We start from the raw sequence: 21079 nt of genomic DNA, 5'->3' as shown, positions 1-21079 counted from the left end.
TCAATCCTTGGGCAGAATGCTTGCCATGACCTGACGCGCGGTGTTCTTGATCATCGAACCCTGTTCGGGGTCGCCCTTGAACAGCAAGGAAGTGAACGCCTTCGCCTGATCAAGGCTGATGTGCGGCGGCAAGGGCGGCACATTAGGGTCGGTCTTCATCTCCAGCACGACTGGTCGCCGTGCGGCGAGCGCGCGGTCCCATGCCGCGCCGACCTGATCGGGGTCGTCGCAGAATATGCCTTCCAGTCCGATCAGCTCAGCGAACTTATGATAGGGCACGTCCGGGATCTGCTGGGTCGCCTCGAACTTTGGATTGCCCTCCATGGCCCGCTGTTCCCAGGTGACCTGATTGAGGTCTTCATTGTTGAGGACCATGACGATCAGGCGCGGGTCTGCCCATTGCCGCCAATATTTCTGGACAGTGATGAGCTCGGCCATGTTGTTCATCTGCATGGCGCCATCCCCGATCATGGCGATTACCGGACGATCGGGATGGGCGAACTTCCCCGCGATGGCATAGGGCACCGCCGCCCCCATGGAGGCAAGGCCCCCCGAAAGCGACGCTATCATGCCGCGCCTGATCTTGAGATCCCGGGCATACCAGTTGGCGCAGGAACCGCTGTCGCTGGTCAGAATGACCCGTTCGGGCAGGCGCGGACTCAATTCGGTGAATACCCGCTGCGGATTGACCTTCTCCGCCTTGGCATGCGCGCGATCGAGGAGGGTCTGCTGCCAATCCTCGTTCCATTCGGCGATGCTATCGCGCCAATTGCTGTCCGTCTTGCGCTTCAGGAGCGGCAGCAGCTCCTCGATCGTGGCCTTCACGTCTCCGGTAAGGTTCACCTCCATCGGGTAGCGGATCGACAGCATGCCGGCGTCGATATCGACCTGCACGCCGCGCGCCTGTCCTTCCTTGGGCAGGAACTCCGAATAGGGAAAGCCGGAGCCCAGCATCAGGAGCGTGTCGCACTCAATCATCATCTCATAAGAAGGCTTGGTTCCCAGGAGGCCGATCGAGCCGGTGACCCACGGGAGGTCATCGGGCAGCACCTGCTTGCCCAGCAGCGCCTTGGCGCAACCGGCCTGCAGCATATCCGCAATGGCGATGACTTCGTCCGTCGCCTCGCGAGCGCCTGCTCCTACAAGGATCGCGACCTTGTTGCCCGCATTCAGCACGTCTGCGGCGCGCTGCAGATCCGTCTGCTGCGGCATGACGCGCGGCGGCGTCCAGCCGACCCCGGAGAAAACCGCGCCATGCTTGCGGGGCGGCTCCTCCATCTTCATGTCCTGAAGATCATTGGGGAAGATGAGCGCCGTCACCCGCCGTTCGGCCATGGCGATGCGCACCGCCCTGTCGGTGAGGTGGCGCACCTGTGCCGGAACCGTGGCATAGCCAGTGAAGGCGCCTGCCACATCCTTGAACATCGAAACCAGATCCAATTCCTGCTGATAGTGCGCGCCAACAGCGGTGCGCGCTTGCTGGCCGACAATCGCCAGCACCGGCATATGATCGAGCCGCGCGTCATAAAGGCCGGTCAGCAGATGGGATGCGCCCGGCCCGGATGTGGCGAGGCAGACGCCCAGTTCACCGGTGAATTTGGCATGTGCCGATGCCATGAACGCCGCCATTTCCTCGTGGCGCACCTGCACGAATTCGAACTTGTCAGGGATCTTCTGCAAAGCCCCGAGCAGGCCGTTAATCCCGTCTCCGGGATAGCCGAAGATGCGGCGGACGCCCCATTGGTGAAGCCGGTCCCAAAAAAATTCGCCGACGGTCTGCGCCATGTGCAGCCTCCTCAGTCACTAATTTCGAGTGTTTTAGGGTAACGGGCCGTAACGGCGAGCGTTCCGATCCTGGCAAAAAGACGCCGGCTGAGTGAACAGACTGTTGCTCGGCCATGTCAGGCTGATGGCTGGAATCCTTCCCGCGCGGATACCAGCAGCTTCGGCGTCAGGCCGGCGCGGCTGACGACACCCAGTTGGCCCATCTCGTCCAGCGCTTCCTCGTGGAGCAGTTCGAGCGCGCGGGTCACACCCTCTGCGCCTGCCGCGCAGAGGCCATAGAGCGGCGCGCGGCCGGAGAGCACGGCATCGGCTCCCAGCGCGAGCGCCTTGAGCAAGTCCGTGCCGCGACGGATGCCGCCTGACATCATCAGCGCGATGCGATCTCCCATGATCTCGCGCGCCTGTGGCAGGATGTCGAGCGCCGAAACCGCCCAATCTGCCTGCCTGCCGCCGTGGCTTCCCAGGATCACGCCATCGACCCCGCTGTCGAGCGCGCGGCGCACATCCTCCAGGTTGAGGAGGCCCTTGAGCAGAAATGGACCGCGCCACCGCTGCCGGATACGCGCGACATCGCCCCATGACAGTGATTGGGTCATCTGCTCCCTGATCCAGAAGGCGCTATCGAAGAAGCTCCGCCGATCCATAGGAACGAAGTCGATCACGTTGCGAAAGACTGGCATGCCATGGCTCAAGGTCGCGGTCGCCCAGCGCGGATGGCGCACGGCATCGAATATCGTCGCTGCGCTGGGTATGGACCGATTAATGCGGGTGCGGGCGTCCCACTCCCTATCGCCAAAAATCTGCGCATTGGTCGTCAGGACCAGCGCCTCAACGTTGCATGTTTCCGCTCGTCGGAGCAGTTCCTGCCAGATCTCGTCTGGTCCGAACATATAAAGCTGCCACCAATGCCGAAGGTCGGGAATGGTCGCGACGTCCTCCATGCAGTCATTGGACATGGTGCTCTGAATGAAGGGGACCCCTGCCGCAGCGGCGCCTTGCGCCAGCATCATGTCGCCATGCCGGCGGAAAAGACCATTCAGGCCGGTGGGTGCGACGGCCAGCGGCATCGACGCATTTTTACTGAGAAGCGAGCCCTCCAGCGTCCGACCACTCACATCGACCAGTTGGCGCGGCATGAACCGCCATTCGGCGAAAGCGGCGCGCTCGCGCGACAGCGTCGCCTCGTCCTCCGCGCCGCCTTCCAGATATTCCATGACGAACCGGGGCATCAGCTTGTACGCGCGCGCACGCAGATCGCCTATCGACCGCATGCGGGAAAGATTGGCGCCCGTGTAGAAGCGGCGATGAAGCGCTTGACCAAGTGCGAGCGCATTCTGCCGCGGTGAGGTGAAGGCATCCATGCCTTGCTAGCGGCTCAGCGGCTCATGGGTTCCCCCGATGCTATGACCAAACGGAACATCGGCGCGAGTCAGTGCATTTGCCAGCATGCCTTTTGACATGTCGCAATTGCCGCTCTGGGCCGTCGGAGCAATTTTTTTCTTTGCCGCGGTCGTTGTGTGGGGAGCTGGAAGCCGGCTTTCCTCCCATGTGGATGCGATCGCGAAGAAGTTGGAGATCGGCCCTGCCTTTGCGGGCATGTTGCTTCTCGGCGGGATCACCTCTCTGCCCGAACTGGCGACAGTCACCACATCGTCCCTGACGGGCAATGCGCCACTCGCGGTCAACAATCTGCTCGGCAGCGCGGCCGTCAACGTTTTGCTGCTTGCGGTTGCGGACATGGTGTATGGCCGGGGCGCACTGACCAGTGTCGTCGCCAAACCGGCGACGCTGATGCAGGGCGTGCTGGGCATGATGTTGCTGGGCCTCGTGGCGATCATCGTCGTGAGCGGTGACTATCCGCTGTTCGGCGTTGGCGCGGGCAGCATCGTGGTCGCACTGGGCGCGTTGCTCGCGATCCGTGTGGCAGCTGGTTTCGAGCAGCGGCGGGTCTGGCAGCCGGCCGAGGATGCTGAGGGCGACGATGAAGGCTGCACGGGAGAGGAGGGGGAGGAGACCCGATCGCTGCGCCGCGTGATCCTTGTGACGGCGGGGCTGGGCCTTCTGATTCTGCTTGCAGGCGTCGCCCTGTCGCAATCGGCGGACGCGATTGCAACCCAAACAGGCATTTCTTCAGGCATGGTCGGATTTGTCCTGGTCTCATTCGCCACTTCCCTGCCGGAACTGAGTTCGATCATCGCGGCCGTGCGGCAAAAACGATATGAACTCGCCGTGGGCGATATCTTCGGCACCAACCTCTTCAACCTCATGCTGCTCCTGCTGGCCGATGCGGTTGGCTCAGGCGAGCCGGTCCTTGCCAGCGCAGGGACATTTGAGGCGCTAGGCGCACTTCTGGCACTCCTGATGACGGGCTGCTTCACCGTCGGGCTGTTGGAACGGAAGGACCGCACCGTGTGGCGCATGGGCTATGATGCAGTAGGATCTCTTCTGCTGTTCTGTGGCGGTGTGCTAGTGATGGCGCGATTTGCGCAATAAGCATGCACCTCCGTTCGGTTGGCTGCGCTGCTTCAGTGCACATGATGAGGAACCGACGCCCCGTTTCGCCAGTTGAGCAAGTGTGGACCTGGGTCACGGGGGAATGAAGCTTGCCTGACAGCGATGCCTGGCTGCCCTATTGCGGAGCGGCGCCCGTGCCCGCCGAATGGCTCGGCCGCTGGAACCTCGACCCCATTCTCCTGCTCGCGCTGGCGCTGGCGATCGTCCTTTCACTTCGCCAGCCCGGTATCGGCGCGCGTGAACGCCGGTTTATTGCCGCAGTTGGGGGCTTGACGCTGCTGCTGTTCGTTTCGCCATTCTGCGCGTTGACCTCTGCACTTTTTTCTGCCCGTGCGGTGCATCATCTGCTTCTGACCGCGGTGCTACCTCCGCTGATTGTCGTGGCTTGCCCGCATTCCCCGCGGCTTCCAGGTGGAGTCTTTCCGTGGACGGCTGTCCATGCATTCATCTTCTGGAGCTGGCATGTTCCGGAGGCCTATGGCTGGGCGCTTTCCAACGATGCTGTCTATTGGCTGATGCAGGCAAGCCTGTTGCTGAGCGCGGTGGGCCTCTGGAGCGCCGTCAGCAGGGTATCGGTGACGAACGCCATCGCCGCGCTGCTCGGGACGATGGTGCAGATGGGGCTGCTGGGGGCGTTGCTCACCTTTGCCGGGTCCGCGCTCTATGCACCGCACTTCATCGCGCCGGTCGCCTGGGGACTGTCGCCGCTGGAAGACCAGCAGTTGGCCGGTCTCATCATGTGGGCGCCGGGCGCGGGGATCTATTTGGTCGCAGCGCTCGCGCTGCTGGCGCGCTGGTTTGCACGCGAGCAGCCGTCGGCGCTGGCGGGATGATCGAGGCGCTCCGCAAATGGGCGCGGGGGCATACGGATCGCAGCCGCTACTCGCCGGTCGGCATCGCCTTTCACTGGATCATGGCTTTCCTGGTCATGTTCCAAATCGGCTGGGGCTATTACATGAGCTGGCTGCCTGCGGGCGGCGACAAATTGCGCGGCTATGAAGCGCACAGCATGATCGGCTTGCCCATCCTCCTGCTGGCGCTGGGCCGCTTCGGCTGGCGCCTGATGATCCCCGGGCCCGTCAACGATGCCGACAAACAAGGCTGGCAGACCAAGGTCGCCTACGCGATGCATTATGTCTTCTACGTCGCCTTTTTCGGACTACCCTTAAGTGGCTGGGCGATGTGGTCGGCGATCGCCGAACCTGGGCCGCTTTATCTGGCTGGGCTGGTGCCTTGGCCCCAGCTGCCGTTCGAGCAGCTGCCCCTGACGATGCGTTGGCAGATCATGGACCTGGCCGAGGATGTGCATCATTTGTTGGTGATCACATTGTTGCTGATCATTCCGCTGCACGTGGCGGCTGCGTTGAAACATCATTTCTGGGATCGTCACGACGTCCTGAGGGGAATGCTGCCCGAGATTCCCGATGCGGAGGACCCCCGGGGAGGCGAGCGGCATAAGCCGCGAGAGCTGCTGGCTCCTGGGGAGAGAGCGCCTGGCTGATTTGCAGCATGACGTTCTGCGGATCGCTGCGCCGCTTTCCCGCCCGCCACAGGTCGAGCTGCTGCGCCAGATAGGCGGCGGGCTGCGCGCCCAGCGGCGGATTGGCCGGCCCCAACCCTTCACCGCTCACGCCATGGCAGGAAGCGCAGGACGCAATGCCGCGCGCCGGATCGCCGCGATGATAGAGCTCTGCCGCCTGGCCTGCAGGCGCGCCGCTGCTCGCCGCGCCGGGCGCGAAGGGCTTGGCCGCGTAATATGCCGACACCGCGTCCTGCTGATCGGCGGTCAGTCTGCTGGCGATCCACGCCATTTCGGGATGCTGACGCCTTCCGCTTGCATAGGCCTCAAGCTGCGCTGCCATATAGCCGCGATCCAGACCGGCAAGACGCGGCGCGCCCGCGCCGTTTCCTCGCCCATCGATCCCATGGCATGTGAAGCAGGCGTTGGATCCGCCCGCGTCCCCGCCGCTCAAGGCGATGATTTCACCGGTCGCGGTAAATTGATCAGCCGCGCCGCGCGCGACCTGATTGCATCCCGACAGCCAGGCTGCCGCCGCCCCGATCATTGCCATACGAGCCAAAACCATTGTGCAATGGGAACCGCTGCCCATCGTAACGGTTCCGCACTGTAATCGCTAAAGCTGGCGGCAGAGAAGGGGGACGATTGCTGACGATACGCGCCTTTTCGCCGCTGCTGCTGCTCACCACCGCATGCAAGCCCCCGCCGCAGGAGGTGCATCACATGCCGCAGGCGAGCGCCGCGCGTGGCCTGGAATTGATCAAGCGTGTGGGATGCGGGGCCTGTCATGCAATCCCCGGCCTCGGCTGGCCGCAGGGTGGCAGCGGTCCGTCACTCCAGGGGTTTGCTGCTCAGGGCCTGATCGCGGGAAGGCTGCCCAACCGTCCTGACAATCTTGCCGCCTTTGTTCGCAATGCGCCAGCAGTGTTGCCGGGCACGACGATGCCAGCGATGCCGCTGAACGATGCGCAAGCGCGGGACGTGGCTGCCTATCTCTACCAGGTCGGCAAACGCTGATATGTTCGATGCGTCCATCATCCCCGTCTTCGATCCTGCCGGACCCTATGCAGGGTCGATCACGACGTTGAGCTGGATCCTGTTGGCGATGGCGGCAGGAGTATTGGCGGTGGTGCTCGCGGCGCTCTATGTGGCGCTCTTCGGGAGCGGACGGCTCAAGCAAAAGCTCGGCGGGACAAAAGCGGTCTGGATCGGCGGCATCGCCTTCCCGGTGATTGTGTTGACGCTGCTGCTTGTTTACGGACTCAGCCTGACCCGAAACCTTACCGCTCCCGTGCCGACCGAAGCGATGCGGGTGCGCATCACTGGTGAGATGTGGTGGTGGCGGGTGGCTTATCTTGATGGGCAAGGCCAGCCCTATATGCTCGACGCCAATGAGTTGCACATTCCCGCTGGCCGCCCAGTCGTACTGGAACTGGAATCAAGCGACGTGATCCACAGCTTCTGGGTCCCCCGCCTGTCCGGCAAACTCGACATGGTCCCCGGACGGCGAAACATCCTGCCGATCCAGGCCGATACGCCGGGGGTATTTGGCGGACAATGTGCGGAATATTGCGGAGGTCCCCATGCGTTGATGGGCTTCGTCGTCATTGCGCATGAACCCGCTGCTTTCGATGCACTCATGGCTCAGCGCCGCAGCGTCCGCGCCCAGGTAGGCGGGCCGGGCGCGGCGCTGTTCCGATCCACCGGATGCGCAGCCTGCCACCGGATCGGCGGGACGGATGCCAATGGCATCGCCGGGCCGGACCTCACTCATGTCGGTTCCCGCCGGTCACTGGGCGCCGGCATCCTGCCCAATAATCGCGGAACGATGATGGGCTGGATCGGGGACAGCCAATCGATCAAGCCGGGCAATCGCATGCCGCCCTACAAGGCGCTGTCGGCCGGGGAGCTGCAGGCTCTGGCGGATTATCTGGGCGCGCAGAAATGACGTCGGAGACGGGTTTCAATCCCGCGCTTTACGATCGCTTCCCAACCAGGGATGAGCGCCCGCACGAAGAGTTGCAGGAGCTGGAGCGCATCTGGTGCGCGCCCAAAGGCTGGCAGCTGCTGACGGCGGTCAATAATAATTATGTCGGCTTCTTCTATGTCGCCACCGCCTTCCTCTTCTTCCTTCTGGCAGGAATTCTTGCGTTAGTGATGCGGGTCCAGCTCGCGCTGCCGCTCCAGGGCTTCCTGCCGCAGGAAACCTACAACCAGTTCTTCACCATGCACGGCACGGTGATGATGTTCCTTTTCGCCGTGCCGATGGTGGAGGCGATCGGGGTGCTGCTGCTGCCGCAGATGCTGGCGGCGCGCGACCTGCCGTTTCCGCGGCTGTCGGCCTATGCGTTCTGGGCCTATTTCGTGGGCGGCCTGTGCTTCTTCGCGTCGATCCTCGTGGGCCTTGCGCCGGATGGCGGATGGTTCATGTATCCGCCCTATACCAGCCTCACTTATTCGCCCGGCATCAATGCGGATTTTTGGCTGCTCGGCATCGGCTTCATCGAAATCAGCGCGATCGCGGGGGCGATCGAGATCATTGTCGGCGTGCTGCGGACTCGCGCGCCCGGCATGACGCTCGACAAGATGCCCATCTACGCCTGGGCAATGCTGGTGTTCGGCGTGATGATCGTGGTGGGATTTCCTTCAGTCATTCTGGGCACGCTGCTGCTGGAGCTTGAGCGGGCGTTCAACTGGCCTTTTTTCGATCCCACGCGCGGCGGCGACGCGCTGCTTTGGCAGCATCTGTTCTGGTTTTTCGGCCATCCTGAGGTCTACATCATCTTCCTGCCCGCATCGGGGCTTGTTTCGATGATGGTGGCGACGCTCGCCCGGACTCCGCTCGTGGGCCATTACCTCATCGTTCTCGCCTTCCTCGCGACAGGCTTCATCAGCTTCGGCGTATGGGCGCACCACATGTTCACGACCGGAATGCCGAACCTGTCGGTCGGCTTCTTCTCGGCCGCGAGCATGGCGGTCAGCGTGCCAGCGGGCATTCAGGTCTTCTCCTGGATCGCGACCTTTGCAGTGGGCAAGCCACGCTACAATGTGCCCACGCTTTTCGTGCTAGGCGGTCTCGTCACCTTCGTGATCGGCGGGCTCACCGGCGTGATGGTGGCTATGGTGCCTTTCGATTGGCAGGTGCACGACAGCTACTTCATCGTCGCGCATCTTCATTATGTGCTGATCGGCGGGATGGTGTTCCCCATGTTCGCCGCATTCTACTATTGGGCGCCGATGACGAGCAGCCGTCCGCTTTCCGAGCGGATCGGCAAATGGGCGTTCTGGCTGATGTTCATCGGCATGCAGATAACCTTCTGGCCGATGCACATAGCCGGGTTCATGGGCATGCCACGCCGCGTCTATACCTATCTGCCGGGCCGTGACTGGGAAGTTGTCAACATGGTCTCTACCGCGGGCGCCTTCCTGCTCGCGGCTGGGGTGCTGCTGTTTCTGGTCGACCTTGCCCGCAATTTCCGGTTCACCACCGACAATGATGCGGGCAACGTCTATGGCGGCGGCACGTTGGAATGGCTGCCCACCGGCCTCTATTCCACACGCAGCATCCCGGTCGTGAAAAGCCGTGAGCCCCTGTGGGACGAACCCAGGCTTGCGGAAGATGTTGAGCAGGGGCGCTATTTCCTTCCCGGTTCGGCGACCGGCCTGCGCGAAACGATCATCACCAGCCCCCTGCGCGCCGAGCCACAATATCTTCAGATCATGCCGGGGCCGTCGGTCTGGCCATTCCTCGCCGCCGTGTTCACCGCAGGCTTTTTCCTACTTCTTACCGTCCAGGCTTATACACCCTCCTTCGCATGTGGGCTGTTGGCAATCCTTTGTGTCCTGCGGTGGCTTTGGGATACCGACCGGCTGGTCAAGGAAGACAATGTGGACGTGGGCGCAGGCATCAGATTACCGACCTATGTGACCGGGCCGAGTAGCCATGGCTGGTGGGCGATGGTGATCCTGCTGGTGGTGGTCGGCATGATCTTCGTCATGGCGCTGTTCAGCTTCTTCTATCTCTACGGGGTCCAACCACGTTTTTGGGTCGCGCCGGCGGGGCTGGCCTGGCTCGGCGCGATCCTGCCCGCTTATGCCTTGGCCGCAACCCTTGCGCTGCTCGCGCGATATATGCTTGCACGGGAAAAGACGCAGCTGTGGACCCCTGGGGTGCTGTTCCTGTGCGCAACGCTCGCGCTCGCAGTCGGCACGGGCGTCGATCTGTGGAGCTGGATCGCGTCGGGGTTGCGACCCGACGCGAGCGGCCAGGGCGCGACCGTCTATGCATTGCTGTCGCTCGACAGCACGTTGGCGGCGATCGGGCTGCTGATGGCGGCCTATATTTCGGCCCGCAACAGCCGAGCCATGATCGTGCGGCCGCGCAATAACAGCCTCGATCTGTGCGTCCTCTGGGTGATCTACGCGGCAGGGCAGGGCACGGTGACGGCGCTTGTCACCCGCGCCTTCGGCGGGGGCTGAGCCGATGCGCGGCTGGACGTTCCTGCTTGCCGGACTCATCCTATGGGCAGTGCACTTCTTCGCCTTATATGCGATCGCGAGCATTTTCCTGACGACGCTGCTGGCCCGCGGGCTGACCTTAATGGTGACGCTCGCCTGCCTTGCTGTCAGCGGACTGTTGCTCGCCAGGACGCTCCGGAGCGATGCGTCGGCCACCATGGAGGCATGGATGCGCGCTGTTGCACTCTGCGGGACCGGCCTGGCCGCCATCGCTATCATCTGGCAGGCTCTGCCTGCCCTCCTCGTGTGAGCTGTACAGTCTTCTCAACGTGGCCGGTAGTCCTTGAATGAGAAAGCGTTCTGGTCAGGCTTGTGTTGAAGACAACGCGCGTCTTGACACACTTTGTCACCCCTGTGACGAGAGATGCAGTGGGCGGGGTCGAGCTTTCGCCCAGTCGCTGCTCGAGGTCCACCGATATGGAACATGACGAGATCAGCCATGACTCCCTGCAAGGCGGCTGTATCTCCATCGCACTAGAACGGCAGCGCGTCGTGTCCGGAGGCATGACCTGCGCTTCGACAGATCAAGCCTAAACGATAAGGTGAACTTTGACATGGCGCCTGCCGCTCCCCTCTCACGACACACGAGGCAGAGAGTCGCTTGCAATACAACTGATAAGGCAGCTAAATTCTTGAATGAATTTGCCTCGGTGGATGCGGGGCGTTCGCCGCCCGAATGTAGGAAATGCCAAATGCGAGCGATTTCGTGGATCCTGGCCAGATGTATCTCGGCAACTGCGGCACTTTTCCCGATGGCGCCTCTCCTTGCAGACGACCAGGGGGAGCGCATCATCACATATGCCGATGCCGTAGACCTCTCCTATTCAGCGGGGCTGGTGGCGCTGGTCCGAATAGATACGATGATCCCAATCGATCCGTCGCGTTCACCGGCCATGAGGTCTGGATATGCACGGTTCTACATCGAAGCCCAGGCAAAGACTTTGCTAGTGAGCAAACAACCCCTGGGGCAATCGATCAGATATCTAGTCGATCTGCCGCTCGACCACCGTGGCCGGGCTGAGAATCTGGAGGGCCAAGAGGCTTTTATCTTCGCACGGAGCGTGGCCGGAAGGCCTGGAGAATTGCAGCTTGTTACGCCTACAGCGCAATTGCCCTGGAGCCTGTCGCGAGAAGCGAGTCTGCGCGGCATCTTGCGTTCCGCCGTTTCTCTAGATGCACCACCGCCGGTAACAGGCGTACGTGCTTTGCTGCATGTCCCCGGTGCGCTAGGCCGTGTTGACAAAAGGGATTCCCAACGGGCTCGCGTTCTGATTCAAGGCTGCTCTTTGAGGAGCAGGCATGGGTCGCGGGGATTTGTCGGATGCGGAATGGGAAGTGATCGGACCGCTGCTGCCATCTGAGCGCGGGCGCTGGGCTCGCCCTGCAGGCGATAACCGGCGATTTCTCAACGGCATGCTTCACGTGTTGCGGGTCGGCTGCCCCTGGCGGGACATGCATGAGCGTTACGGCAAGTGGAACTCGGTCTATGTCCGGTTCCGGCGCTGGGCGGAACAAGGCGTCTGGGATGCGATGCTGCAAACGCTGGTCGATCTGGGGCTCACCGACGACTGGCAGCACATGATCGACAGCACCACAGTTCGCGGCCACGTATCGGCCGTGGGCGGAAAAGGGGGGCTCGTGCGCAGGCTTTTGGTCGATCGCGCGGCGGATTTACGAGCAAGATCCACGCCCGGTCGGACAATCAAGGACGTCCTATCGGCTTCATCCTGACCGGCGGTGAAGCCTCGGACTATGCCGCTGCCGATGATCTGATGGCATTGCCCTTGCCGACGCCCAAGGGCCTGCTCGCCGACAAGGGATATGACGGCGACAGGTTCCGCGAAAACATGCTCCTGCGCGGTATCCTGCCGGTCATTCCGCCGCGATCCAACCGCAAGGCACCCGCTCATCCAGATTACCGGCGCTACAAGGACCGCAACCGCATTGAGCGCATGTTCGCCAAACTCAAGCAGCAGCGCCGCATCGCCACCCGTTACGACAAGACCGTCCTATCGTTTGAGAGCTTCCTCAACCTTGCCGCAGCACGCCTATGGCTGAAGTCTTTTGTCAACGCGGCCTAATAGGCCAAGGCAGAACGCAAATATTCTTAAATACGCAGGATGGCTCCTTCGCTTCGATCACAATCCGAAATCGCCCGGGCACTTCACCAAGCTGGAACGTCTCGTTTTCCGAACTCATAGCGGAGACCGGCAAACCTCCCTCATCTGATACACTTGCATGGTATCGACTGGCCTGCTCGCTGCCGGCAACTCCGCCGTTGGGCGCCAATGTTTCGCCGACGAAGGAAACACGTGCGAAGGCCTTGGCCGATTATCGCTTCGTGCTCGACAGCCTTGGTCCGTGCACCCGAAAACTGCGATTCAGACCGCAAGTGACATCTCAGTCCTTTCTTGCACCAGGGGAGGCGTGAATGGCGCTTAAGGATCAAGGTTAAAGGCGGCATTCTTGGTTTCGCTACACTGCGAAAGTGACGTTAGCGAGAGCGGCGAATTCTATCCCGGTCTAACCAGTCGAATTGCGCCTTCTAAGCTCGTCCGGGCCCATAAAAAACTTGAGCAGGTTATTACTTAAATGATAGAGTCGCCCCATGCTTTCTTGCCATCGGAAAAAGGTGATCCCACTGCCTGCTCCCGATTAGAATAACGAAGGCTGTACTTTGGCGGTAGAAAGCGGCTGGTTCCGAGCGGCCGGAAGCAATCTCAATGCATCACCAATTAATGTATAAACCGCTTGGCGCTGGCCGCCACGATTTCGATGATCAATCCTGTAACCGTGATAATGGCGGCGGAGGAGGTCAGCGCTTACAAGCTCAGTCACGGCACGGCTCAGATTGCTCTTGCCAGCATTCCGAATGCGTGTGCGCATTTCTTTGGCGATAGTCTGTTGTGCTTCGTTCGCATCGCTGGGGAGTAGCCCGTCTTTGTTGAGTTGTCGTTGAACACGATCTGCGAGCGCTGCGCTCCGCGGGGGCCGCTGGGCCATTGGGATGAGCGCATCGCAGAGCCAGTCGCGCAGCGAAACGAACTGGTCGTCCTGCCTGATCCAAGGGCCAGCGCTCCCGTCGGGCCCGGCGACCTGGGCAATCAGGTTGAGTAGCATGAAGGCGTAGCGGGGGCGGCTTGAGACCTGCGCCAATCTCTCCAGCACGGCTGCGATGTCGCAGCTGCCGGAGGGCTCAAGAAGCGTGGTGGGATGAAACATAACGTGACTGAATCAAGCACAGACGAGGATCAATGTGAATCCGAAATCTGCACTGTGGCGCGTCGTTTGTCGTCTATGACACTTTACCTGCTGGTAAAGTGTCATAGACGATTCATTCCCCAAGGCTGTTGCGAATTGTTCTCAACTCACCGCGATAATCGCCGGGCTGGCCGCTCAGGGCTGGACGGGGAGTCGTCCTGGCGACGAGCTTCGACCGTCTATGACGAACTGGATAACAGACTGCGGCCGCTTGGCTGACCTCACGCGTTTCGCAGAGGAATGTGAGCGTGCTGAAAGCCTTGGCGATCTGCGAGGAACCATCGATGCGACCGTGCGCGAACTTGGCTTCCGCTGGTTCACGCTGCTCCACAATGTCGACCTTCGGCGCGGAGGCGGGCAGCGCCTCTTCCTCACCACCTATCCGCCGGCTTGGCTCGAAGAGGTGCTTGAGGAGCGCCACTATGTCGAGGACCCCATCCACGCGGCCTGCGCCCGCACGCCATCGGGGCTCGCCTGGGATCGGGTGGGCGACGTGCTTGAGCTTTCGTCGCGCCAGCGAAGCATTCTGCAACGCGCCAGGGATCATGATCTTGCAGCGGGCTATAGCTTGCCGATCAGGATGCTGGGTGAGCCTGAGGCGATTTTCACCGTCGCCCGACCGCGCGATGAACCGCTGGATGCGGCGGAAATTCTCACTGCCCGGTTGCTGGGTTCGGTCGCCTATGACCGGGCGCGACAACTGCTCGGCGAAGAGATGAGGACCTTGGCGTTCGTTTCCCTCAGTCCGCGCCAGGTCGAATGCATCGCGCTCGTCGCGCAGGGTAAGAGCGATTGGGAGATTGCCCAGATCCTTGGGCTTAGCCGCGACACCGTGCACGAATATGTTGAATCCGCGCGCCGGCGCTACGGCGTTCGGCGCCGAACGCAGCTAGTCCTGCGCGCGGTTCGCGACGGTCATCTCAACATGGACGCGCTTCTCTGATCTCGCTTGGGCCGTGATGATCTGGCTTGGCCAAGTTCAGGAATTCTGCGCGATCGCCGCGACAATCAAGGACAGTCGAGCACTCGCCGGCCTGATGGCCGAGATCACGCGTGAGATGGGTTTTCGGTACTTTGCCCTGGTCCACCATATCGACCTCAAGCCAGCGGTGAGCTCTGTCCATATCGTCGATTATCCGCCGGAATGGGTGGAGCGTTTCCAGGCGCGGCGCCTCTATGCCAGTGACCCGATCCATCGTGCCAGCCATCGCACTAATATCGGCTTTGCCTGGTCGGCGGTGCAATCCCTCATCACGCTCAGCGCCGCTGATCGGTCGATCCTGGCGGAGGCACACGATGCCGGGCTGGGCGATGGTTTCACGGTTCCTGCCCACATTCCTGGTGAGGTGAATGGGTCCTGCTCATTCGCCATGGGGGCGGGCGATGTGCTCGATCAACGACAGCTCCCGCTCGTCCAGCTCATTGGCAGCTTCGCATTCGAAGCTGCGCGCAGACTGTCCCGGCAAACCCAAGCTCCATGCGAAGGCCCGAGCCTGACCGAGCGGCAGGCTGAATGTGTAGCGCTGGTCGCGCGCGGGAAGACTGACTGGGAGATCAGCCCGATCCTCGGCATCGGGCAGGAAACGGTGATCCAGCATGTCAAGGATGCGCGCGACCGTTACGGCGTGACGAAGCGCACGCTGCTGGCGATCCGCGCTTTGTTCGATGGACAGATCAGCTTCGCAGATGTTTTCGGGCGATGATCTCCCCAAGACTGGGGATAACCGAAAGGACGCGGGCCTGATCGACTGACCGCCTCACCAAAGGAGGCTGTCATGCATATTGAAACCGGCGCTGCCCGCGCCATGGAAAACCGCCTGTTCCGTTCGATGTTCGAGGAACGCAAACGGGTATTCGTCGATCTTCTGCGCTGGGACGTGCCGGTCCTCGCCGGTCGTTATGAAATCGACCAGTTCGACAATGGCTCTGCCGTCTACATCGTGATAGCCGACGCCGAGGGCGAGCATCTTGCCTCGGCGCGGCTGCTTCCCACGACCGGTGACCATATTCTCGGCATCATTTTCCCCGAGCTATGTGAACAAGCGCCTCCCCGGGGTGGTGCGATCCTCGAGATCACGCGCTTTTGTCTTGCACGACGATTGCGGGCACGAGAGCGCCTGGAGGTGCGCAACCGGTTGGTGTCCGCGCTCGTCGAATATGCGCTCTGCAATCATATCGGCAGTTACACCGGCGTCGCTGAGTGGTCCTGGTTCCAACAGATCCTGAGCTTTGGCTGGGCATGCCGTCCCCTCGGCCTGCCCGGCTCGACAAGCGGCCGCTGCCTTGTCGCTTTGCAGATCGACATCGATGGCCGCACCCGCGAGCAGCTGCAGGCCAGCGGCATCTGGCGCTCGGTCGGCCTTGCCTATCTAGCCAAGGCTGCTTGAGGAGGGCGCTATGACAAATCTCTCCACCTATCGCCAAGCTGTCGAACCTGCCGTCGATGACGATTTGCAGCGGCACGGCTTCTGCGTGTTGCGGGACATCGCATCCAAGACAGAGATCGCGGAGATCGATCAGGCCCTCGATCCGCGCTTTGCCGCCACACCCTTTTGTCAGGGCGGCTTCTACGGTCCGCGCACCAAGCGCTTCGGCGGCCTTTTGAAACGCGTACCTGCTGTCAAACGGCTCGTGCGCCATGGCGCGATCATGCGCCTGGTGCGGTCGGTTCTCGACCCCTGGTGCGATACCATCCAGCTCAACTTGACGCAGGCGCTCGAACTGCATCCAGGAGCCCCGGCGCAGTTTCCTCACAGGGATCAGGATATGTGGCGTGGCCCGACCGGCGAGATCGAATATCTCGTCAACGTGATGTGGCCGGTTACTCCGTTCAAAGCTGAAAACGGCGCCACATTGATCTGGCCTGGGAGCCATAATGCCGGCTCCACGCAGGACGCGCAGCCCGTGGCGATTGAGGCGGAGCCGGGTTCGGCGATCCTCTTCCTCGGTTCTACGCTGCATGGCGCCGGCGCCAACATAACTGGCGCGATCCGGCGTGGCATCATTGTCAGCTATTGCTTGGGCTGGCTGAAGCCCTACGAAAATCAATGGCTGACCTATCCGCCCAATGTGGCCCGTGCGTTCGATCCAGAGCTTGCCGCGTTGGTCGGCTACCAGCAGCACCGTCCCAATCTCGGCAATTATAACGGCCAGTGTCCGTCCATCCTGCTTCGGGGCGAACCGCCGGAATATCTGGCTGCCACCGATGCCCTGCGCCCCGATCAGGAAGGTGCGCTGGCCGAATTCCTGGACCAGCAACGCACAGGCCAACTCCCCCCGGCTGGGGGGATTGCCGAAATCGGGGCCGGGCGGAACAAAAGAGAGGTGCAATCCAACGGATAGCTGACGCCAATTCCCGACGTGGGAGGTGTCTCTCGCGGGGGAATGACCCGATGCAACGCGTGACTCTCAGCCTGGCGGTGCTCGCCATGGGCACCGCCCTTCGACCGACTCCCGCGCGAGCGAATGACTTGGGCTGCCAGGTTCTACTGTGCCTTTCCAATCCTAGTGGCGCGACGCAATATGCCCAGTGCGTCGCGCCCATGACCAAGTTGTGGCAGCGCTTGGCCACCGGCGGCTCTTTTCCCGCCTGTAGCGGCGGCGGTGTTGCTCGTACCAAGGTCTACGATCGCGATTCCGCAACGCGGCGCCGGGTTGTCATGACCTTCAGCGATGGACGCCGCGAGACCTCGCTGGCCCATGTCGAGCGGCTGCAGGATCTCGCTCGATGATCCTCGACGTCGCCAGTCTTCTCGCCCTTGCAGGCTCATGCGCGCCAAGCGTGGCGCCTGAGACGCTGATCTCGATCATTCACACGGAAAGCCGATTCAACACGCTGGCGATCGGGGTCAACAGTCCGGGTGCGCGCAAGCCGGTGCCGGCGACGAGGGCACAGGCGATTGCCGCCGCGCGTCGCCTCATTCGCCAAGGCTACAACATCGACTTGGGCTTGGGGCAGATCAACAGCGCCAACCTCGGATGGCTGGGTCTGTCGGTGGAGGATGCCTTCGAGCCGTGCCGCAACCTTGCCGCCGCCGCGCGGGTGTTGACGACCAACTATCAGTCGGTGGCGCACTCCGCCCAGAGTTCGGACCATGCGATCGCAACAGCGCTTTCGCTCTACAATACCGGCGATCGGCGGCGCGGCTTTCGCAATGGTTATGTCGCCCGGGTTTATGCCAGCGCGTCAACCGTCATCCCCTTGATCCGCGGCAGGCGCCCAGCGCCTGTCATGCCGGCACCTGTCCAGATTGCCGACGCGGCGAGCGCCAATCCGCAAGCCTCCGCGCTCGCGGCGACGCAGGCGGCCGGCTGGAACACCACCGCCGATGCCCGGCAGGCCTCGCTCATGGTCTTCGGGGACGGGGCAACTTCTGAGAAAGGAAAGCATCCATGACAGCGATCACCGCCCGCCTGGGCTCCCAGCCCCAATGGGCGCGTCTTCTGCTGCGCATCGCCGGCATCGTCGGTCTGGCGGTGCTTGTCTCATTGCTGCTCAGCGATCCCGCCCATGCGCAGGGCGCGGACGGCATCACCTCGATGGCGGAGAACATCAAGACCTGGCTGACGGGAACCTTTGCCAAGACGATTGCGGTCATCGCCGTCGTCATCGTCGGTTTCATGTTCTTCACTGGACGGGCGAGCCTTGGCCTTTTGGTGACGGTCATCGTCGGCATTTTCATCGTCTTCAGCGCGCAGTGGATCGTCGATACCATCACGGGTGGCGCGTGAAGGAGGCAGCGTCCTCGAACGAACGGCTGCGCGAGGAAACGCTCTTCCTTGCGGTGACCCGGCCGACGATGTGGCTGGGCGTGCCGCTCGAAGCGTCCTTGCCGATCGCGCTTGCTGCCTGTCTCACCCTGATCGTCAGCGGCAATCCGCTTTACGCGGTGGCGATCGGCGGTGCATGCCTCGCGGTCGCGCGCCTCATCGTGCGCCACGACGCCAATGCCTTTCGCCTGTTATGGTTGTGGACCTTGACCAAGGCGCGCTGCCGGAACCGCGGCTGGTGGGGAGGCAGTTCCTATTCACCGCTGCCGGTCGCGGGGATGAAGCGGAAGGGTTTCGCGCGTGGCTAGCGCCGCCCAACTGCCGCCACGCAAGACGCCCTGGCGGGTTCTGGCCCGAGAAGCGGAGCCCGGGCGCTATCTTCCCTATGCCCGCCATGCGACGCCCGATGTGATTGCGCTCGATAGCGGCGATCTCATGATGATGTTCCGCCTCGAAGGCCTGGCTTTCGAGACGGCTGATCCGATCCACCTCAACGATTGGCACGAGAAGCTCAACGGCACCTGGCGCAACATCGCCGACGATCGGCTTGCGATCTGGACCCACATCGTCCGCTCAGCCGTAGGGGACTATCCCGAAGGGGAGTTCCGCTCGAGGTTCGCCGCCGAGCTCGACAGCAAATATCGTGCGCGCGTCACCGCCAAGCGGATGTTCGTCAACGAGCATTATCTGACGCTGCTCATGCGTCCAGCAGTCGGATCGACCGACCGGACCGGGCTGCTTCTCAAGCGATTCGCGAAAGCCAGGGCGGCGGCGCAGGAAGTCGATCCCGATGAACTGGCGCGCTTCGAGGAGAAGGCACGGGACATCGAGAAGCTGCTCCGCCGCTGCAGCCCGTCGCGCCTCGCCCTCTACGAGCATAATGGCCTTATCTTCTCCACCCCGCTCGAGGTGCTCGAGCAAGTGATGATGGGCGCGCGATCCAGGGTTCCGCTCGTCCGCGGTCATCTGGGATCGGCGCTTTATGGCGAGCGCGTGATCTTCGGACGCGAGACAGTTGAGATCCGCGCCCATGACGCAAGCCGCTGGCAGGGTATCTTCGGGATCAGAGAGTATCCCGCGCTCACGCGCCCGGGCCAGATGAATGCCTTGCTCGGCCAGGATTTCGCCTTCGTCGTCTCCCAATCCTTCACTTTCATGGGCAAGGCGCGGGCAGCCGAACGCCTGCGCCGCCGTCAGAACCAGATGGCCTCGACCGAGGATGCCGCAGCGAGCCAGGCGCTCGATCTCGCCGATGCCGCCGACGATCTGCAAAGCAACCGGTTCGTGCTCGGGGAGCATCATTTCTCACTGGCCGTCTTCGCCGAGAGCCAGAGGCGGCTTGCCGATAATCTCTCGGCCGCGCGCGCGGCACTGGCCGATGCCGGCCTGGTGGCGGCGCGCGAAGGACCAGCGCTCGAAGCGGCGTTCTGGGCGCAGCTGCCCGGAAATTTCGCATGGCGGGCGCGGCCGGCGGCGATCACCTCGCGCAATTTTGCCGCCTTGGCGCCGTTCCACACTTATCCTGCGGGCCGAGCCAACGGGAACCATTGGGGGCCTGCCATCGCCATGATGAAGACGGCCGCGCAATCGCCCTATTATTTCAACTTCCATGTCGGCGATTTGGGCCACACACTGATCATCGGTCCTTCCGGCGCGGGCAAGACCGTCGTCCAGAATTTTCTGATGGCGCAGCTCGAGAAGACGGGCGCGCAGCAGATCTTCATCGACAAGGACCGCGGCGCGGAGATCTATGTCCGATCCGCGGGCGGGATCTATCTGACGCTGAAGAATGGGGAACCTACAGGTTTCGCGCCTCTGCGGGCGCTCGACTATGGTCCACGCAATCTTGTCTTCCTGGGGCGCTTGATCCGCCAACTTGTGACGCCGGTCGGAGGACAGCTCGGCGTCACACAGGAGCGCATGATCGACGAGGGGCTGGCCTCGCTCGGACGCCTCGCGCCGGAGGACCGCTCCATTCTCGCGCTTCGCCAGCTGCTCGGTCAGCGCGACCCGGAAGGCATCGGTGCCCGGCTGGAGAAATGGGCACGGGGAGGGTCGCTCGGCTGGGTGTTCGACAATGAGATCGACGCTTTGTCGCTCGAGGCGCCGTTCGTCGGCTTCGACATGACCGATTTTCTCGACAACCCCGAAGTCCGCACGCCGCTCATGATGTACATGTTCCACCGGATCGACGGTCTCCTCGACGGCCGGCGGCTTGTGATCGACATCGACGAATTCTGGAAAGCCTTGGGGGACGATGCGTTTCGCGCCTTCGCGCAGGACGGCCTCAAGACCTACCGCAAGCAGAATGCCTTTCTTGTCTTCGGCACGCAAAGCCCTGCGGATGCGCTGCGTTCGGACATTTCGCACAGTATCATGGAGCAGGTTGCGACCAAGATATTGCTGCCCAACCCCTATGGCCGCGAAACGGACTATGTCGATGGACTGGGTCTGACCCAGGCGGAGTTCAAGCTCATCCGCCACGATCTGAATCCGGAATCCCGCCGGTTCCTGGTCAAGCAAGGCCATGACTCGATCGTCGTAGAGCTCGATCTTGGCGGTCTCTCCGACGAGCTGGCAGTTCTCTCGGGCACCACGGAAACGGTGACGCTGCTCGATGCCATCCGCGCCGAGGTCGGCGACGATCCCGAAAACTGGCTGCCTCTCTTTCACGGGCAGCGTCGGTCTCCATCGAGCAGGAAAGGATGAGCT

Annotated in this window: 19 protein-coding genes and 2 pseudogenes; 17 read left to right on the top strand and 4 right to left on the bottom strand. The window is 62.4% G+C overall.

The genetic code is table 11. From position 1 onward, the window contains the following. Both L286_RS40985 and L286_RS40980 read right to left on the bottom strand, forming a co-directional pair. Positions 1-1785, bottom strand: a complete 1785-nt coding sequence (locus tag L286_RS40985) for a thiamine pyrophosphate-requiring protein (protein ID WP_021223824.1) — start codon at positions 1783-1785, stop codon at positions 1-3. A gap of 116 nt (positions 1786-1901) precedes the next feature. Continuing rightward, complete coding sequence (locus L286_RS40980) at positions 1902-3146, bottom strand: alpha-hydroxy acid oxidase (protein ID WP_021223823.1); 1245 nt, start codon at positions 3144-3146, stop codon at positions 1902-1904. A gap of 85 nt (positions 3147-3231) precedes the next feature. On the opposite strand from L286_RS40980, the gene L286_RS40975 reads away from it, so the two are divergent. The 3 genes from L286_RS40975 (at position 3232) to L286_RS40965 (ending at position 5800) form a co-directional block, all read left to right on the top strand. Further along, positions 3232-4278, top strand: a complete 1047-nt coding sequence (locus L286_RS40975; RefSeq protein WP_031293489.1) for a sodium:calcium antiporter — start codon at positions 3232-3234, stop codon at positions 4276-4278. A gap of 110 nt (positions 4279-4388) precedes the next feature. Continuing rightward, positions 4389-5132 (top strand): cytochrome c oxidase assembly protein, encoded by a 744-nt coding sequence (locus L286_RS40970; RefSeq protein ID WP_021223821.1) that lies wholly within the window; start codon positions 4389-4391, stop codon positions 5130-5132. Continuing rightward, complete coding sequence (locus tag L286_RS40965) at positions 5129-5800, top strand: cytochrome b (protein WP_021223820.1); 672 nt, start codon at positions 5129-5131, stop codon at positions 5798-5800. The genes L286_RS40970 and L286_RS40965 overlap by 4 nt, the downstream gene beginning before the upstream one ends. A 13-nt stretch (positions 5801-5813) precedes the next feature. Here the strand turns inward: L286_RS40965 and L286_RS49850 are convergent. Beyond that, positions 5814-6365, bottom strand: a pseudogene (locus L286_RS49850) (c-type cytochrome); the annotation flags it as partial. 98 nt (positions 6366-6463) lie between these two features. On the opposite strand from L286_RS49850, the gene L286_RS40960 reads away from it, so the two are divergent. The 5 genes and pseudogenes from L286_RS40960 (at position 6464) to L286_RS48050 (ending at position 12417) form a co-directional block, all read left to right on the top strand. Continuing rightward, entirely contained in the window at positions 6464-6835 is a 372-nt protein-coding gene (locus L286_RS40960; protein ID WP_021223819.1) for a c-type cytochrome, read from the top strand. A gap of 1 nt (position 6836) precedes the next feature. Next, positions 6837-7766 (top strand): cytochrome c oxidase subunit II, encoded by a 930-nt coding sequence (coxB, locus tag L286_RS40955; protein ID WP_021223818.1) that lies wholly within the window; start codon positions 6837-6839, stop codon positions 7764-7766. Continuing rightward, positions 7763-10297 (top strand): cbb3-type cytochrome c oxidase subunit I, encoded by a 2535-nt coding sequence (locus L286_RS40950; RefSeq protein ID WP_021223817.1) that lies wholly within the window; start codon positions 7763-7765, stop codon positions 10295-10297. The genes coxB and L286_RS40950 overlap by 4 nt, the downstream gene beginning before the upstream one ends. 4 nt (positions 10298-10301) lie before the next feature. After that, positions 10302-10586: a hypothetical protein gene (locus L286_RS40945; RefSeq protein WP_021223816.1), complete on the top strand. Its 285-nt coding sequence runs from the start codon at positions 10302-10304 to the stop codon at positions 10584-10586. Between the two features lie 1049 nt (positions 10587-11635). Continuing rightward, a pseudogene (locus L286_RS48050) lies at positions 11636-12417 on the top strand (IS5 family transposase). 574 nt (positions 12418-12991) lie between these two features. On the opposite strand, the gene L286_RS40935 reads toward L286_RS48050, so the two are convergent. Next, entirely contained in the window at positions 12992-13558 is a 567-nt protein-coding gene (locus L286_RS40935) for a hypothetical protein (protein ID WP_021223813.1), read from the bottom strand. A gap of 220 nt (positions 13559-13778) precedes the next feature. Between L286_RS40935 and L286_RS40930 the strand changes: the two genes are divergently transcribed. The 9 genes from L286_RS40930 (at position 13779) to L286_RS40890 (ending at position 21076) form a co-directional block, all read left to right on the top strand. Continuing rightward, positions 13779-14540, top strand: a complete 762-nt coding sequence (locus L286_RS40930) for a helix-turn-helix transcriptional regulator (RefSeq protein WP_031293485.1) — start codon at positions 13779-13781, stop codon at positions 14538-14540. 16 nt (positions 14541-14556) lie between these two features. Beyond that, positions 14557-15300 (top strand): LuxR family transcriptional regulator, encoded by a 744-nt coding sequence (locus L286_RS40925; RefSeq protein ID WP_021223811.1) that lies wholly within the window; start codon positions 14557-14559, stop codon positions 15298-15300. Between the two features lie 72 nt (positions 15301-15372). Next, positions 15373-15984, top strand: coding sequence for an acyl-homoserine-lactone synthase (locus L286_RS40920; protein ID WP_021223810.1), 612 nt, complete (start codon positions 15373-15375; stop codon positions 15982-15984). A 10-nt stretch (positions 15985-15994) separates the two neighbouring features. Then, positions 15995-16939, top strand: coding sequence for a phytanoyl-CoA dioxygenase family protein (locus L286_RS40915; RefSeq protein ID WP_021223809.1), 945 nt, complete (start codon positions 15995-15997; stop codon positions 16937-16939). Between the two features lie 200 nt (positions 16940-17139). Further along, entirely contained in the window at positions 17140-17328 is a 189-nt protein-coding gene (locus L286_RS49845; protein ID WP_443214993.1) for a hypothetical protein, read from the top strand. Beyond that, on the top strand, positions 17325-17993 hold the full coding sequence (locus L286_RS40905) for a lytic transglycosylase domain-containing protein (protein WP_021223807.1): 669 nt from the start codon (positions 17325-17327) through the stop codon (positions 17991-17993). The genes L286_RS49845 and L286_RS40905 overlap by 4 nt, the downstream gene beginning before the upstream one ends. After that, on the top strand, positions 17990-18328 hold the full coding sequence (locus L286_RS40900; RefSeq protein ID WP_021223806.1) for a TrbC/VirB2 family protein: 339 nt from the start codon (positions 17990-17992) through the stop codon (positions 18326-18328). Before L286_RS40905 ends, L286_RS40900 begins: the two co-directional genes overlap by 4 nt. Continuing rightward, positions 18325-18675 carry a type IV secretion system protein VirB3 gene (locus tag L286_RS40895; RefSeq protein WP_015449339.1) on the top strand — a complete coding sequence of 117 codons (351 nt, stop codon included), beginning with the start codon at positions 18325-18327 and terminating at the stop codon, positions 18673-18675. The genes L286_RS40900 and L286_RS40895 overlap by 4 nt, the downstream gene beginning before the upstream one ends. Continuing rightward, on the top strand, positions 18668-21076 hold the full coding sequence (locus L286_RS40890) for a VirB4 family type IV secretion/conjugal transfer ATPase (RefSeq protein ID WP_021223805.1): 2409 nt from the start codon (positions 18668-18670) through the stop codon (positions 21074-21076). Before L286_RS40895 ends, L286_RS40890 begins: the two co-directional genes overlap by 8 nt. Positions 21077-21079 lie beyond the last annotated feature (3 nt).

This window comes from Sphingobium sp. HDIP04 (assembly GCF_000445085.1).
GTDB lineage: Bacteria > Pseudomonadota > Alphaproteobacteria > Sphingomonadales > Sphingomonadaceae > Sphingobium > Sphingobium indicum.
Note: the sequence above shows the minus strand (reverse complement) of the source record. Positions and strands in the feature narration are given on the sequence as shown.